The organism is Halomonas rhizosphaerae, from assembly GCF_030010555.1.
In the GTDB taxonomy this organism is placed as follows: Bacteria; Pseudomonadota; Gammaproteobacteria; order Pseudomonadales; family Halomonadaceae; genus Halomonas; species Halomonas rhizosphaerae.
The window spans coordinates 312,291-327,424 of record NZ_JASCQP010000028.1 but is presented as its reverse complement, the minus strand read 5'-3'; the positions used below and the strand labels follow the sequence as shown (position 1 = coordinate 327,424).

The 15,134-nt window shown below is 63.6% G+C and carries 12 protein-coding genes and 1 pseudogene; 9 read left to right on the top strand and 4 right to left on the bottom strand.

All coding sequences use genetic code 11. From position 1 onward, the window contains the following. Position 1 precedes the first annotated feature (1 nt). Entirely contained in the window at positions 2–1,336 is a 1,335-nt protein-coding gene (locus QLQ83_RS13740; protein WP_282736077.1) for an eCIS core domain-containing protein, read from the top strand. A 9-nt stretch (positions 1,337–1,345) separates the two neighbouring features. After that, the gene (locus QLQ83_RS13735) at positions 1,346–5,296 is read left to right on the top strand and encodes an eCIS core domain-containing protein (protein WP_282736076.1); all 3,951 of its coding nucleotides are present in this window, start codon (positions 1,346–1,348) and stop codon (positions 5,294–5,296) included. A 120-nt stretch (positions 5,297–5,416) separates the two neighbouring features. Here QLQ83_RS13735 and QLQ83_RS13730 read toward each other — a convergent pair whose 3' ends face one another. Further along, the gene (locus tag QLQ83_RS13730; protein WP_282736075.1) at positions 5,417–5,845 is read right to left on the bottom strand and encodes a phage tail protein; all 429 of its coding nucleotides are present in this window, start codon (positions 5,843–5,845) and stop codon (positions 5,417–5,419) included. 98 nt (positions 5,846–5,943) lie between these two features. On the opposite strand from QLQ83_RS13730, the gene QLQ83_RS13725 reads away from it, so the two are divergent. Further along, positions 5,944–6,069, top strand: a complete 126-nt coding sequence (locus QLQ83_RS13725; protein ID WP_282736074.1) for a hypothetical protein — start codon at positions 5,944–5,946, stop codon at positions 6,067–6,069. Positions 6,070–6,129: 60 nt separating this feature from the next. After that, positions 6,130–6,822 (top strand): hypothetical protein, encoded by a 693-nt coding sequence (locus QLQ83_RS13720; RefSeq protein WP_282736073.1) that lies wholly within the window; start codon positions 6,130–6,132, stop codon positions 6,820–6,822. 135 nt (positions 6,823–6,957) lie between these two features. On the opposite strand, the pseudogene QLQ83_RS13715 reads toward QLQ83_RS13720, so the two are convergent. After that, positions 6,958–7,068 (bottom strand): annotated as a pseudogene (locus QLQ83_RS13715) (IS1595 family transposase); the annotation flags it as partial. A 71-nt stretch (positions 7,069–7,139) separates the two neighbouring features. Between QLQ83_RS13715 and QLQ83_RS13710 the strand changes: the two are divergent. Continuing rightward, positions 7,140–7,742, top strand: a complete 603-nt coding sequence (locus tag QLQ83_RS13710; protein WP_282736072.1) for a class I SAM-dependent methyltransferase — start codon at positions 7,140–7,142, stop codon at positions 7,740–7,742. A 633-nt stretch (positions 7,743–8,375) separates the two neighbouring features. Here the strand turns inward: QLQ83_RS13710 and QLQ83_RS19570 are convergent. Next, a complete protein-coding gene (locus QLQ83_RS19570; protein WP_411971137.1) occupies positions 8,376–8,519 on the bottom strand; it encodes an MbcA/ParS/Xre antitoxin family protein in 144 nt (47 codons plus the stop codon). Positions 8,520–8,773: 254 nt separating this feature from the next. Between QLQ83_RS19570 and hutC the strand changes: the two genes are divergently transcribed. After that, positions 8,774–9,490, top strand: a complete 717-nt coding sequence (hutC, locus tag QLQ83_RS13705; protein ID WP_282736071.1) for a histidine utilization repressor — start codon at positions 8,774–8,776, stop codon at positions 9,488–9,490. Positions 9,491–9,564: 74 nt separating this feature from the next. Here hutC and QLQ83_RS13700 read toward each other — a convergent pair whose 3' ends face one another. Beyond that, positions 9,565–10,887, bottom strand: a complete 1,323-nt coding sequence (locus QLQ83_RS13700) for a YjiH family protein (protein WP_282736070.1) — start codon at positions 10,885–10,887, stop codon at positions 9,565–9,567. Positions 10,888–11,218: 331 nt separating this feature from the next. On the opposite strand from QLQ83_RS13700, the gene hutI reads away from it, so the two are divergent. The 3 genes from hutI to hutU are packed head-to-tail and all read left to right on the top strand — an operon-like array spanning position 11,219 to position 15,123. Further along, positions 11,219–12,436: an imidazolonepropionase gene (gene hutI, locus QLQ83_RS13695; protein ID WP_282736069.1), complete on the top strand. Its 1,218-nt coding sequence runs from the start codon at positions 11,219–11,221 to the stop codon at positions 12,434–12,436. Continuing rightward, positions 12,426–13,388 (top strand): formimidoylglutamase, encoded by a 963-nt coding sequence (gene hutG / locus QLQ83_RS13690; protein WP_282736068.1) that lies wholly within the window; start codon positions 12,426–12,428, stop codon positions 13,386–13,388. The genes hutI and hutG overlap by 11 nt, the downstream gene beginning before the upstream one ends. 55 nt (positions 13,389–13,443) lie before the next feature. Further along, on the top strand, positions 13,444–15,123 hold the full coding sequence (gene hutU / locus QLQ83_RS13685) for a urocanate hydratase (protein WP_282736067.1): 1,680 nt from the start codon (positions 13,444–13,446) through the stop codon (positions 15,121–15,123). Positions 15,124–15,134: the final 11 nt, after the last annotated feature.

The window sequence follows — 15,134 nt, the reverse complement described above, 5'->3', positions numbered from 1 at the left end:
CATGAAGACCAGACTGCGCAGACGCATCGCTCGGCGTTCCGGTGCCGGAAAGCCCCGCCGTCATGCCGCGCCCGGGACCCCGGCCGCGCGAACCGAGGCCAAGAAGGGCGCGCGAGATGAGGGCGGCATACTGATCGGCGGTGTCCAGGATCCGGCAGAGAAGGCTGCCGACCGGATGGCCGCGCAGGCCTTGGACGGCGGGCCGGTTCTCGCCTCTCCTGCGTCCGCGCCATCCGTTCATCGGAAATGTGCCGAATGCGAGTCCGAGGACACGGAGAAGGCAAAGCGCAGTGCCGCCCCCGGCGCCGTCATCGCGCCCGGCCGCGCGACCGCGCCAGCCGGGCCGGCGGCCAGCCACGCGATACGGTCCCTGGATGCGGGAGATCCCTTGTCGCCCGTGTCGCGCGCGTTCTTCGAACCGCGCTTTGGCCGGGATCTCTCGGGTATCCGCGTCCACGACGGCGCCGCCGCCGACAGGGCCGCGACCGCCATCGGTGCGAGGGCCTTCTCCTATGGCTGGGACATCACCTTCGCCAAGGGCGAGAAAGAGAAGGGCGGCGTACCGCTCATGGCGCACGAACTCGCCCATGTCGCGCAGGCCGAAGGACAGACACGCCGCGCCGTCCGGCGCGCGACACTTGCGGCATCTGACGGCACCGGCGACTACAAGGCGGTCCCCGCCGCGCATCACGCCCGGGTCAATGCCGCGCTGGACCTGATCAACAACGCTATGAATACAAGACGTTGCAGAGATTTCTTCGAGGACAATTGCACAGGTGGCGCCGCCACTTCGGCGCGTGACACGTTCAATGCCGCCACGGTCTACTACCTCGAGGATCACAGCGAGCGTTTCGGTCTCAGCGATATCCGCAGCGTCGCCGCAGATCCCCATGTCGTGGCCTATAACGACTACGCCTACGATATCAGCCACTGGGAAATCGCCTCGACGCTGCTGCACGAGCTGTTCCACACTTGCGACATGGTCGAGGACAACCTCGACGAGGTGCTGGCCGAAACCTCGACCGAGACGTGCGGTTTCTACAGCCCCTGGATTTTGGAAGCCAGTCCGACGCAACTCGATGTGGGTGACACGATGAGCGTGCGGGGCTTCCAGTTCGGCCTGACGCAAGACTCAAACCACTATATCGAGATGGGTGGGTTCGACATTGCGTCCTACGACCGGTGGGAATTCGACCGGAGCTCCTCTTGGGTCAATGTCGAGTTCGAGGTGCCCGAGGCCGTGAATACGAACCTCTTCTGGTCGAAGGATGTGGATCTGGTGGCGGTGAACCATGGGACGCGCAGCAACATCAAGACGATCAATGTAGACCCGTGAGGAGCGGCGATGGGCGATGTAAGTGCAACCATCCGCACGAAGAAGCCCGCACGCCCCGCCAGGACCTCCAGGGTTCCGGTGCGTCGTCCGGCGCCGGCGGTTGTTCACCGTCACGAGGCAGCCCGGATCCAGCCCGCGCTGAAGGTCGGTGCCGCGAACGATCCCATGGAACACGAGGCCGAGGCCACGGCCGAACGCATCGTCACGATGTCCGCACCCGGCCACGACACCGCGCCCCCGCCTGCGCAGGGCGGCCTTTCCGCCGAGGCGCGGCGTTTCCCCAAGGTGGATCAGGAGAGCCAGCCCGACACCGACGCCTTCGAAAGCGAGCCCGCGATCCCCGCCGACCACCAGGATCCGGATGTCCCGTCGGGTGAGGATGTCGATACCGCTGGGCTGGCGAACGACGAGTTCGCCGAGGTCGAGGCTGGCGAGCCGGACGATCCCGACGGTGCGGCCCGGATGGCACCGGGCGAGGCCACGGCGACAGGACCGCAGGGTGGCGACGCGCCTGCCAGTGTGACGCGCGTGGTTGCTCAGCCGGGACCGGGTGGCCCGTTGCCCGCCTCCGTCCGAACCTTCATGGAGCCGCGTTTCGGTGTCGATTTCTCCGATGTCCGCATCCATGATGCGCCGTCAGACCGCCGAGCGGCGGACCGGATCGGCGCCCGCGCCTTCACCCACCGCCATCATATCTGGATGGGCCAGGACGAGAGTGTCGATAACCGCCGCCTTATGGCACATGAACTGACCCATGTCGTGCAGCAGACGCATCGCGCGCCGGTCCGGACCCCTGAGCGGCCAGAGATCGAGGGCGAAGACAGCGATCCGAGCCTTCAGCGCGGCTGGGTCGCAGACAAGGCCGAGAAGATTGCCCGCAATGTGCCGGGTTACACGCTGCTCACGGTAATCCTCGGCAAGAGCCCCATCACCGGCGACAGGGTGGAACGCAACGCCGAGAACCTGATCGGCGGGTTCTTGGGACTTCTTCCGGGCGGCAACCTGATCTTCGAGCGGCTGAAGGAAACCCGCGCGCTGGAAAGGGCCTTCGAGTGGGTGTCGACGCGGCTGTCGGAACTCAACATCACCTGGAGCCGGATCAAGGGGCTGGTCTCGGACTTCATCGACGAGATGCCCGCCTGGTCGCCACTGAAGATCGCCAAGCGCATCTTCCAGCCGCTCGTGGACGACATCATCACCTTCATCTCCGAGATAAAGGACAAGATCCTCGAGTTCATCATCCGTGGTGCGCTGAAGCTGGCCGGACCTTATGGCGAAAAGGTCTGGGCCGTGATCGAGAAGGTCCGCGACGTGATCTCGCTGATCCTCAGCGATCCGCTTGGCTTCGCCAAGAACCTTGTCCGCGCGGTGGTGAACGGCTTCAAGCAACTCGGCAACAACATCTGGCAACATCTGAAGAAGGGCCTGATGGGCTGGCTCTTCGGAACGCTTCAGGAGATGGAGATCGAGCTGCCCGCGAAGCTAGACTTCAAGGGCATCATCAATATCTCGCTGCAGATTCTCGGCCTGACCTATGCCAGTTTCCGCAAGACGCTGGTCAAGCGCCTCGGCCGCGGCGGTGAGAAGAAAGTAGCCTTCCTCGAAAAGTCCGTGGAGGTCGTGAAGATCCTCGTGAAGGAGGGCTTCCTGGGCATCTGGCAGCGGGTGCTGGAGATGATCGAGGGATTCAAGACCACGGTCATTGACGGAATTCGCGACTTCGTCATCAACACGATCGTCATGGGTGCGGTGTCCTGGATCGCCGGGTTGTCCAATCCGGTAGGTGCCATCGTCAAGGTCGCTCTGTCGATCTACAACATGATCAAGACCTTCCTTGAACGTCTCGATCAAATCATGGAGATCGCGAACTCGATCTTTTCCAGCATCGGCGCTATCGCCAAGGGAAAGGTCAAGGACGCCGCCGACTTTATCGAGAAGACGATAGCAGGGGCCATTCCCGTCTTCCTGGCCTTCGTCGCGGCGGTGATCCCTGTGACCGGGATCACAAAGACGATCCGCACCATCATCAAGAAGCTGCAGGCGCCGGTGAAGAAGGCGATGACCAAGATGGTGACCTTTCTGGTCAAGAAGGCAAAAAAGCTGTTCTCCAAGATCCTTGGAAAGATCAACCGCAAGCGCAAGCTGCCGGAGGCGGGGTTTGTCGTGGGCACGGAGCCGCACAAGCTGAAGCCGGAGAAGAAGGGCAATAAGTTCACGCTCAAGATCGCCTCGGACACCCCGCGCCCTGCCGACCAGGTTCAGGCGGAGATGGTCAGCGAAGGCAAGAAGGCCGCCGATTTCGGCGACGATTCCACATGCATGAACGCGTTCGAGAAGGCCTTCATGACCGAGATCGACGAGGCGGAGACCGCGCTGGCGAAGGTCAAGCCCGAGCAGCAGAAGACCTCGACCAAGAGGACCGGTGACAAGGCCGATGCCGAGGTGAAGGATGCGGGCGCAAAACTGGCAAAGCTCGGACCCTGCATCGCCGACAACCCGTTCCTGGAAGACGAGCCACAGGACGGCGCGATCATCCGCGCGCGAGAGCCTCGCCTACCGGAGATCGAGGGCGATGCCGGTTGGTATGCGGATCGGGGCAAGATTACCTCGCAATCCATTGATGCGGTGTCCGAAAAGGCGGGGCTGGGACCCAAGGGCAAGCAGCGCCTGTCGTACTATTACGAGAATGACCACATCCCCGAAAAGAGTCTCGGCTTCATGGTGCAGACGTACGTTCAGGGCCAGATGAGCGAGGAGATCGCCGAAGGTCAGCGCGACGGCAAGGCGATTCCCGATCCTCTGCTAGGCGAGATCGACACCCGTGCTACCGGCAAGGAGGGCCAGCAACTGCCCGCGATCACGATCTACCGCCCGGCGCACCGGCAGAAGACGGCGAAGGACGCAGGCCGGCGCAACCACGGAAAGATCATTTCGGATGCCAGCGCCGAGACTGCGGCGGCCGGCAAGATCGCCAGACTCCGCGCCGGTATCAATGCCGAGATGCAGGCGGAGCTGGAAAACATCGCCGGGCTCTACAGCAGCGATCCGGCAGCGACGAAGGCGATCCGGGGCAAGATCCGCAAGGGAATACGCGCACTTGGCGATCTCAACAAGACGCTCTACGGTTTCGAGCCCGGTAAGGCGCCCACCATCAAGCGCGGCTCGGACGGTGCGGAAGGCTCCGACTTGCCGATGGGGGGCGATCCCGCCAGCGGTCTGCCTGATTTCGCCAAGCTCGAGGGGGCGCATGCGATCTACAAGGCCAAGCCCAAGGGCGTAGGCAACTACCTGGAATACGACCATGTCGTCGAGGCCACACTTGCCGAGAAGGCGCGCGATCTCACCCTCTCTGATCCGGCATTCTCCGGCGGGCTGGAGGACGCGGTGCTGGCAGGCGCCAAGGTCCGCGCCGATACCGCCGCGGCGGATGCCGGATCGCCGCCGGAACCCGGGACGGACCCCGTCAAGAGGGCGCGGCCCAAGACCACTGAGCAGATCACGAAGGACGCGATGGCCCGCCTGTCCGGGTTGTCCGGTCCGGCCTTTCCGGGCAAGGGAGTCGCTGGCTACAACCGCGAAACGGCAGGCACCGTCGCGCTCTATCGCCCGGTTCACCGCGAGGTCACGGCCCAGCAATCGGGGATCCGGGGCAGCATCCTCGAAGGTGTCGACCTGACCCAGGCGCGCGAAAAGCTGGTGAACTGGGCGCTGTCGGTTCCGGAGGACCGCGCCCAGAGAGAAGGCGCGATCTCAGATCTTCAAGCCGGTATCCGCAAGCGCTTCACCATCGAGATCGAGGCTCATGCCGGGCATATCCGCGATGCCTATCAGATCGAACTGAAGGAGTTCATGGCGATCAACCGCTCAAGACAGGCCGCCGCGAAGATGGGCGCGGTGAACGAGCGAGTTGGGGCGAGTTTGCGGACGCTGCGGCAGGAATCGCTGTCACTGATCGAATGAACGAGGTGACAGCGACCCGGGGAGAGGCAGGCGGGCGTCGAGCTCGGGGCTGATGACTTGGCCGGCGAGCGTGAGCCGGTAACCGGAGACACGGGGGCGCGCCTGCTGTTTGTGAAGAGCTCATGCCAGCGACCCCGTGGCGGCCCAGGCCAACGCCCCGGTGAGGCTGCCCAGCAGGTCGGCGCGGTCGCCGTCGACGCGCTGCAGGGTGAGCGAGAAGCCGATGGGCTGGGCGCCGCCGTCGCGCATCTGGTGGCTCTTGATCTCGCAGAGCGACTCGATGACGTAGAGCCCGTAGAAGGTGCCGTTGCCCTCGATCAGCGGCCAGGCGGCCCCCTCGGCGGCCATCTGGCTCAGCTGTTCGAGGCTCTGCTGGCCGCCGGTGAAGTGGGACAGCAGTCTGTCGGTGAGGGGGTCATCGCTCGTGCCGAGGAACTGGCGGGCCGGCCGCTTGCCGACGCGGCACTGGCCCTCGTGGCGCCAGGCGCTTCGGCTCTCTTGCGCAGCAGCTCCTGGTAGGGCGCGGCGTTGAGGGGCAAAGACGAACATGCCATAGGTGGTTTGAAATGCGGTCGGCCAGCTTGTCGGGACCATACACCTAGATCTAACCGCTTCAGGAGACCATGCGTTTGGCAACGAGGCCGTCCATGCTTGTACTCACCGGCGAAACCGACGAATACCTCTGGATCGCCGAGGACCACGACGCGGACGTCCTCTACAATCTAGGAGAGGTCTCCACAATCCCTCGCCAGTGGCGCCGGTTCTCCCATTGACGTCGCTTCACTGCCACGAGTGCTGCGCCGCACCTTGCCCACGGACTCCAGGAGAATGCGATGTATCTGTCTTACCCGCGAGCGATACTGATCGGCGTCGGCCTCTGCACCGCCGGGGCCACCCTCGCGGAGACGCCAGCGTCTCCGGCGTCGACGGTTCAGGAGGTTGAGGCTGAGGAGCTTTTTCCTCTGGTCCCCAGTGAAAGCACGTTCGAGGTGGTGGACGGAGACGGCGAGGGACGGCAGGTCGTGATGGAACTGAGTTCAGCAGACGGTGAAGGCCGCTGGGAAGTTCGATTTGGCGACTACAACATCCTCCATCTATCCAAGCTCCGGGATGGCAGCGTGCTGCTCACCGGTCTGGACGTGCTCACGCAAGGCCAGACCGTCCAGTACGAGCCACCCGTGGTACTGCTACCCAACAGGATCGTGCCCGACAGGACATGGAGCGCCTCTGGCAGGGCTACGGTCGTTAACAAAGAGACGCGAGAGGTCGAACACACGGGGGAGTACCAGCACCGAGTCATGCCCATCACTCGAGAACGGTATGTGACTCCGGCGGGTGATTACGAAGGTTTCCTGGTGCCGCTCGAGCAGACCATCGATCTTGAGGCTCAGGCGGTGATCCGGTTGTGGCTCGACCTCGGCTTCTTCCCCGGCAAAGGTCTGGTGAAACGTTCGATGAAGTTCGTCGTCGACAAACCCTTGTTTTTCGGCTCGACCACACGGCGCACAGCAGAGCTCACCCGTTAGGGCCAGGTTTTGGGAGATCAGGCAGGGATTAGCAGCCATTAATCACAGGCTGTAGAGGAGTCTTCCGTATCACCCGGACGATTGTCTTAGATTTTCTCGCTCTCCCGCAAGAAGGTGGAAAAAATACCTTCCTGATTACGCATACGGTTCAGCTATTTTCAGGAACCGGTACGGCATCGGTGGGGTTCTCACCGCCACCGTGAGAAAGCGCGGGATCATGGTCTTGAGGTCATAGCGCCGATTGAAAAAAACTGAGCCCTTGAGCGCCGAATTCGACTGAAAGGCGTACCAGCGAGGATGAAAAGGAATCTCCCATCATGACGCAAGACCGGCTGTTTCCCGCCTCCGCCATGCCGGACAGGGACTGGTGGCATACGCTTTGGCCGAACCCTGACAGGGTGGTCAGGGCCTTGTGCATCGGACAGGGGATGACGGTCGTCGATCTCGGCTGTGGCGATGGATATTTCACTGCAGCTATCTCCCGGCAAGTTGGCGAGGGACGTGTCATTGGTTTCGACATCGACCCGGTCATGCTTGAACAGGCTCAAGCGGCGTGCGGTGGGATGTCGAATTGCAGCTGGCTGCTTGGGGATGCCATGGCGCTTAATCATCTGCTGGTTGCGCCGGCAGACTATGTGCTGATCGCCAATACCTTCCACGGCGTACCTGACAAGATGGCATTGGCTCGCGAAGTCGCTGCGGCCTTGAAGCCCAATGGCCGCTTTGCCATCGTCAATTGGTACCCCCTGCAGCGGGAAGAGACGACCGTCCTCGGCCAGCCGCGAGGCCCAAAGACCGAAATGCGCATGTCGCCGGAACAAACCCGCACGATGGTCGAGCCGGCGGGCTTCAAGCTGGAGACGCGTGTCGAGCTGCCTCCCTACCACTATGGGGCAATTTTCATTCGTATAACGGCATAATTATGGCGCTTATCGTTTCAGGCTCGGTTACCTAGAGGCATGGTGCCGACCTTACCTGGGCGTCGTGGCGTGGTGTCTGACCTTGGTCGGGTTTCCTGTTTGGGTCACAATGTAAAGAAAACCAACGTTTCTCGGTTATCCGATGGAGGCTGCGATGACGAATCGACGCGATACGCCACATGAACGGCTACGGGGGAGCGTCATCAATATGAGGCCCCGGAGGAGCCTGCTGCAGAAGAAGAGGATTGGGCGATGCTCGGCACTGATGAGCCGGAACAGCACATCGCAATCGCAGTCTGGCGGACGGCTATCGAAATGTGTGGGGGGGGGGGGATAGAACAGCGGCAGACCGCTGCTTACACCATAAGGCCATGGGACTTGGGTGGAAGCGCCCCATCGATGTCATGCAAGAAGACCCTCAGCAGCTACTAGATCCGATAGGCAGGATAGAGCATGGGGTTTACACCTGATCCGAGCCAGACGATGGCGTAGCAACCAAAAGGTATCCACCAACCCTGGCCTTGTCTGCCAATCAGCGAGGATCCTTGGTTGCTCATAGGTAGTGTGCCAGCGGCCACGCGATCACGATGCGAACCCATGACGTAGCTGTTCCAGTAGCTCTTCCGCAGCAGCCTAGCCCTGCGGTGTTGCGCTAGCCTCCAGGGCGCTGATACCGCCCAGGGTCCGACGCGGCTTGCGTAGCCACCTAGTGGCTTTCTCCCGGCTACCGAAGATCTCTTCGGCAAGCAGAGTGATCCGGTATTGAGCATTGATCATGGTGCCTTCTCCGCTTGAACTGGTCATGACATGACCGCTGAGATGATGATCTGGTCAGGCTGAACCGAATTGTTCAGCGGTTCCTAAAGGCTGCTGGTTCACAATAGGACTAAAAACAACATAGTGAAGAAGTACAGAGCAAGGGTAGCTATAGAGATTGTAGATGCAGTACTTCTAAGAAACTGGAGATGGACAGTCTTTCTGCGATAGGTATACTGCGATTGTATATACATTGGTCTCGCCCAAGGATGCCCATGGCCAGCACGCCGCCTCTCTATCAGCAGATCCAGCAGCACCTGCTCGACAAGATCACCAGTGGTGAGTGGCCAGCCCATCACCAGATTCCCCCGGAGGAGCAGCTGGCCCGGGATTTCCAGGTCAGCCGCATGACCGCCAACAAGGCGATTCGCGACCTGGTCCAGAAGGGTTACCTGACACGCCAGTCGGGGCTTGGCACCTTCGTCACCGATCGCAAGGCAGAGTCATCACTGGTCGAGGTGTACAACATCGCTGAGGAGGTACGGTCTCGGGGTCATCGGTATGGCAACGAGGTGCTGACCTGCGAAGCGATCGACGCCGATGACGAGGTGGCGCTACGTCTCGGAGTGCGGCTCGGCAGCCGTGTCTTCCACACCTTGATCCTTCACCTCGAGAACGATGTGCCGCTCCAGCTCGAGAGGCGTTTCGTCAATCCGCGCTGGGTCCCGGATTATCTCGACACCGACTTCTCCCGCCACACGCCCAACGAGGTGCTGGTGGCCGCCTGCCCCATCACCGATGTGGAACACATCGTCGAGGCGGTCCTGCCCGACCATCAGGCTGCCGAGTGGCTGGCCATCGATACGGTCAGCCCCTGCCTGAGCATGATTCGGCGTACCTGGTCCGGTGAGCATCTGATCAGCTATGCGCGGCTGCTCCATCCTGGCGAACGCTACAAGCTGCGCTCTTCGATGCATCGCGCGCCGAATTGAGCGGACCGTCATTCATTACCAACGCAAACGGCCGGGATTCCCGGCCGTTTGCGTATACGCGATTGACGGCAGTGTCAGCCGGCCAGTGTCTGCACCAGATAGCCGGTCGGGACTGCCAGCAGCAGGCTCAGGGACACACGGATGAACCACACCACCAGCATGCGACCCACCGACAGCGGAATGCTGGTGGAGAGGATGCAGGGGATCGAGGCCGAGAAGAACAGCACGGCCGACACCGACACCACACCGGCGGCGAAGCGAGCCGCGAACTCGGCCTCTGCCATCAGCAGCGCCGGCAGGAACATCTCGGCGAGTCCGGCGGCGGAGGCTTGCGCCAGGGCGGCCGCATCCGCCACGCCCCACATCGCCACGATGGGGTAGAAGAGCCAGCCCAGCCATTCGAACAGCGGCGTGTACTTGGCAGCCAGCAGGCCCAGCAGCCCCACCGACATGATCGATGGCAGGATGCTGATCGCCATCACCAGCCCTTCCTTGAAGTTGAGTGCCACGCTGCGATGCAGGCTCGGGGCCTTCTCGGCGACTTCCAGGCCGGTCTGCCAGGCCGTGGTGAGGCGCTTGCCGGGTACCGCTTGTGGCTCGCCATCCGCGGCGCTGTCATCCATTCGTGAGAGCGGCGGTAGCCGCACGGTCACCGCGGTGACGATGAAGGTGATCAGCAGGGTCAGCCAGAAGTAGAGGTTCCACACGGCCATCAGGTCGAGGGTCTTGGCCACGATGATCATGAAGGTGGCCGAGACCGTGGAGAAGCCGGTAGCGATGATGGCCGCCTCCCGCGCCGAATACTGCCCGGCCTGATAGACCCGGTTGGTGATCAGCAAGCCGATGGAGTAGCTGCCCACGAAGGAGGCCACGGCGTCGATCGCCGATCGGCCCGGCGTGCGCCAGATGGGGCGCATCACCGGCTGCACCAGCACGCCGATCAGTTCCAGAAGGCCGTAGCTGATCAGCAGCGCCAGGAAGATGGCGCCGATTGGCACGATCAGGCCCACCGGAATCACCAGCTTGTCGAACAGGAAGGGCAGCATGTCCGGCTCATGCAGGAAGGCCGGCCCCCATCCTGTCAGTGCCATCACCGCGGCGACGACACCGGCCATCTTCAGCACCGTGAAGATGCGCTCGGTGAGGTTGCGGTTCCAGTAGCCGCGGACCAGCGGATAGGCCGCGCCGGCAACAATCAGCGCCAGGGCATAGAGCCCGCTGGCCTCCCCTAGCAGTGCGCGTGCGCCGGTCACCATATGGTCCAGGGGGATGGTGCGCTTTCCTGAGATTTCGATGGGTATGAAGAAGATCAGGATGCCCAGGGCACTGGGCAGGAAAAGCTTGAGAAGGGTGGCGGCAGCGGCGGGTTGCCGTGCCAGGGGGTCCAGGCGATTCATGGGCATACCTCTTGTCTTGTGACGTGCGGTGACTGGGTCGGGATAGGCGTCCTGCCTCGATATGTATATACAATAAAATAAGGCAAGCCGGTGCCTCCGCCTAGCTATCCAGGCTAGACATTAGTCTAATGCCTGATCGATGACAGATGGGGTGTAGCTCGAGAGTCCTATTCATGATTATGTTTATAAAGGGTTTAGGTTTTCGCCTTTCCGAGCGCGCCGCTTCTCCCTGTTGGCATCTTGGGAAGGTGGCTTGACGTGCTCCCGCGTGCTGGGCTTAATTGTATATACATTGAGTCTGCATCTGTTGAGCCACCCGGAGGAGGCCTCCATGTCGAATACCACCCCTACGCGTCGTCTATGGCGCGAGATGAACGTCTTCGATGGGCTGCACACGCTGCCCGAGCCCATGGCCGTCATCACCGACGGGGCGCGGGTCGCGTCGCTGGTGCCGATGCGGGAATTCGATGAAGAGATCGCGGAAGGTTGCCACGACATGGGCCGTGGCGGCGTGATGACCCCCGGCCTGGTGGATTGCCATACCCACCTGGTGTTTGGCGGCTCCCGCGCCGATGAGTTCGAGGCGCGCCTGGAAGGGATCAGCTACGAAGAGATCGCCCGGCGTGGCGGCGGCATCCTGAGCACTGTGACGGCCACTCGGGAAGCCAGCGAGGACGAACTGCTCGAGCTGGCCAGGCCGCGCCTCGAGGCACTGATCGCCGACGGTGTCACCACCGTGGAGATCAAGTCCGGCTACGGCCTGACGGTCGGGGACGAGCTGAAGATGCTGCGCGTGGCGCGCCGTCTCGGCGAGGCGCTCCCCGTGCGGGTGGTGACGACACTACTGGGTGCCCATGCGTTGCCGCCGGAGTTCAAGGATGAGAGCGACGGCTATATCGATCTGGTGTGCCAGGAGATGGTCCCGGCGGCTGCCAGCGAAGGCCTTGCCGATGCCGTCGATGTGTTCTGCGAGAAGATCGCCTTCTCGGTGGCGCAGTGCGAGCGGGTCTTCGAGGCCGCCGAAGCGCATGGCCTGCCGATCAAGGCCCACGCCGAGCAGCTTTCCAACCTGGGTGGCACCGCGATGGCGGCCCGTCACGGGGCACTCTCCGCCGATCATATCGAGTACCTCGATGAGGCCGGGATCGCCGCCATGCGCAAGGCCGGCAGTGTCGCCGTGATCCTGCCGGGGGCTTTTCATACCCTGCGCGAGACGCAGCAGCCGCCCATCGCGGCTCTGCGTGAGGCCGGCGTGCCCATGGCCGTGGCGACCGACGCCAACCCGGGCAGCTCGCCGCTGTTCATGCCGACCTTGATGTTGAACCTGGCCTGCACCCTGTTCCGCCTGACGCCCCAGGAGGCACTGGCCGGCATGACCGCCCATGGCGCGACTGCCCTGGGACTCAAGGGAGAAGGGCGGATCCGGGAAGGGGCCGCCGCCGACCTGTGTGTCTGGAATGTCGACACCCCGGCCGCACTGGCTTATGCCGTCCAGCCCGGTCGCCTGCATCAGCGCCTGTTTCAGGGGGAGCTGACCCATGCCGTCTGATACGTCGCTTCACCAGGATTTCGACCGCACCTTGTGGCAGGGGCGCACCGATCCCGAGCCCGGCAGCGAGCGCTGGCACCAGAAGATTCAGCCGCTGGCCGAGGGCGGCACACCCGGCTGTGCGCTGCTGGGGTTCGCCTGCGATGCCGGCGTGGCGCGCAACCAGGGTCGTGTAGGTGCCGCCGATGGCCCTGCCGCGCTGCGCCGCGCCCTGGCGCCGCTGGCCTGGCACCGACAGGGGCCTGCCTATGACGCCGGTGACGTGCGCTGTCAAGGCGACGCCATGGAAGTCGCTCAGCAGGCGCTGGCCGACCGCCTCGCCCCGCTGCTGGGCGAGGGGCACCTGCCCATCGTGCTGGGTGGCGGCCATGAGGTGGCCTATGCCAGCTGGTCAGGGCTCGCCCAGCATCTGGCAGCCAACGGCGAGACGGCGCCACGCGTCGGCATCGTCAACCTGGATGCCCATTTCGATCTGCGCGACCCCCGGCATGTGCGCTCTTCGGGCACGCCCTTCGCGCAGATCGCTGAAGACTGTGCTCAGCGCGGCTGGCCATTCCGCTATGCCTGCCTTGGGGTGAGCCGGGCGGCCAATACGCGAGCGCTGTTCAACCGTGCCGACGAGCTTGGGGTGATGGTGCGTGAGGATCGAGACATCACCGCGCCGCGTCTGACCGACATCGAGCAGGACCTGGCGGACTTCCTCCGCGACTGCGACCACCTCTACCTGACCATCGATCTGGACGTGCTGCCTGCCGCCGAGGCCCCCGGGGTAAGCGCCCCGGCCGCCCGCGGCGTTGCGCTCGCCCTGATCGAGCCGCTGATCGAGAGCATTCGAGATAGCGGCAAGCTGCGCCTGGCCGACCTGGCGGAGCTCAACCCCGGCCGTGATATCGACGGCCGCACCGCCAGGGCGGCAGCTCGCCTCGTGCATCTGCTGACCCTGAATGACTGAGAGCCGACGGCTCCACGACCACGACAATCCATCGAGACTCCAGAGGCCATACGCCATGACCCAGCAAGACAAGCGTCACGACCCCTCCCGCAAGATCGCCGCTCCCACCGGACCCGAGCGCAGCTGCAAGAGCTGGCTCACCGAGGCCCCGCTGCGCATGCTGATGAATAACCTGCACCCGGACGTGGCCGAGCGCCCCGAGGACCTGGTGGTGTATGGCGGCATCGGCCGTGCCGCTCGCGACTGGGCGTGCTACGACAAGATCGTCGAGACCCTGCAGCGCCTGGAGGATACCCAGACCCTGCTGGTGCAGTCGGGCAAGCCGGTGGGCGTCTTCGAGACCCACAAGAACGCGCCGCGCGTGCTGATCGCCAACTCCAACCTGGTGCCGGCCTGGGCCAATTGGGAGCACTTCAACGAACTGGATCGCAGGGGCCTGATGATGTATGGCCAGATGACCGCCGGCTCGTGGATCTACATCGGCTCTCAGGGCATCGTGCAGGGCACCTACGAGACCTTCGTCGAGGCAGGGCGCCAGCACTATGACGGCCAGCTCAAGGGGCGCTGGATCCTGACCGCCGGCCTCGGTGGCATGGGCGGTGCCCAGCCGCTGGCCGCCACCCTCGCCGGTGCCTGCTCACTCAACATCGAGTGCCAGCAGAGCAGCCTCGATTTCCGCCTGCGCACTCGCTACCTCGACGAGCAGGCCGAGGACCTGGACGATGCCCTGGCCCGCATCGAGCGCTACACCGCCGAGGGCAAGGCGATCTCCATCGGCCTGTGCGCCAATGCTGCCGACGTGCTGCCCGAGCTGGTCAAGCGGGGCGTCAAGCCGGACATGGTCACCGACCAGACCAGCGCCCACGACCCCCTGCATGGCTACCTGCCCTCCGGCTGGACCTGGGAGGAGTATGTGGCGCGCGGCAAGGCCGAGCCCGAGGCCACCGTCAAGGCCGCCAAGCAGTCCATGGCGGTACATGTCCAGGCGATGCTCGACCTCCAGAAGATGGGCGTGCCCACCTTCGACTACGGCAACAACATCCGCCAGATGGCGATGGAGGAGGGCGTCGAGAATGCCTTCGACTTTCCGGGCTTCGTGCCGGCCTATATCCGTCCGCTGTTCTGCCAGGGCATCGGCCCGTTCCGCTGGGCGGCGCTCTCCGGTGACCCCGAGGACATCTACAAGACCGACCAGAAGGTCAAGGAACTGATCCCCGACGACTCGCACCTCCACAACTGGCTCGACATGGCGCGCGAGCGTATCAGCTTCCAGGGCCTGCCGGCGCGCATCTGCTGGGTCGGCCTCAAGGACCGCGCCCGCCTGGGTCAGGCCTTCAACGAGATGGTCAAGAACGGCGAGCTCAAGGCGCCGATCGTGATCGGGCGCGACCACCTGGACTCCGGCTCGGTGGCCAGCCCCAACCGCGAGACAGAGGCGATGCGGGATGGCTCCGATGCCGTGTCCGACTGGCCGCTGCTCAATGCCCTCCTCAACACCGCCGGTGGCGCCACCTGGGTGTCGCTGCACCATGGCGGCGGTGTAGGCATGGGCTACTCCCAGCATTCCGGCGTGGTGATCGTCTGCGACGGCACCGATGACGCCCACGCCCGCGTGGGCCGAGTATTGCGCAACGATCCGGGTACCGGCGTCATGCGTCACGCCGATGCCGGCTACGAGATCGCCAAGGAATGTGCCCGTGAAAACGGCCTCGACCTGCCGATGCTGAACAACTAACAGGAGACTTC

Bases quoted from the DNA above. Each gene is read 5' to 3' on its own strand.
- QLQ83_RS13740 (WP_282736077.1), top strand. From the start codon at position 2: ATGAAGACCAGACTGCGCAGACGCATCGCTCGGCGTTCCGGTGCCGGA.
- QLQ83_RS13735 (WP_282736076.1), top strand. From the start codon at position 1,346: ATGGGCGATGTAAGTGCAACCATCCGCACGAAGAAGCCCGCACGCCCC.
- QLQ83_RS13730 (WP_282736075.1), bottom strand. From the start codon at position 5,845: ATGTTCGTCTTTGCCCCTCAACGCCGCGCCCTACCAGGAGCTGCTGCG.
- QLQ83_RS13725 (WP_282736074.1), top strand. From the start codon at position 5,944: ATGCTTGTACTCACCGGCGAAACCGACGAATACCTCTGGATCGCCGAG.
- QLQ83_RS13720 (WP_282736073.1), top strand. From the start codon at position 6,130: ATGTATCTGTCTTACCCGCGAGCGATACTGATCGGCGTCGGCCTCTGC.
- QLQ83_RS13710 (WP_282736072.1), top strand. From the start codon at position 7,140: ATGACGCAAGACCGGCTGTTTCCCGCCTCCGCCATGCCGGACAGGGAC.
- QLQ83_RS19570 (WP_411971137.1), bottom strand. From the start codon at position 8,519: ATGATCAATGCTCAATACCGGATCACTCTGCTTGCCGAAGAGATCTTC.
- hutC (WP_282736071.1), top strand. From the start codon at position 8,774: ATGGCCAGCACGCCGCCTCTCTATCAGCAGATCCAGCAGCACCTGCTC.
- QLQ83_RS13700 (WP_282736070.1), bottom strand. From the start codon at position 10,887: ATGAATCGCCTGGACCCCCTGGCACGGCAACCCGCCGCTGCCGCCACC.
- hutI (WP_282736069.1), top strand. From the start codon at position 11,219: ATGTCGAATACCACCCCTACGCGTCGTCTATGGCGCGAGATGAACGTC.
- hutG (WP_282736068.1), top strand. From the start codon at position 12,426: ATGCCGTCTGATACGTCGCTTCACCAGGATTTCGACCGCACCTTGTGG.
- hutU (WP_282736067.1), top strand. From the start codon at position 13,444: ATGACCCAGCAAGACAAGCGTCACGACCCCTCCCGCAAGATCGCCGCT.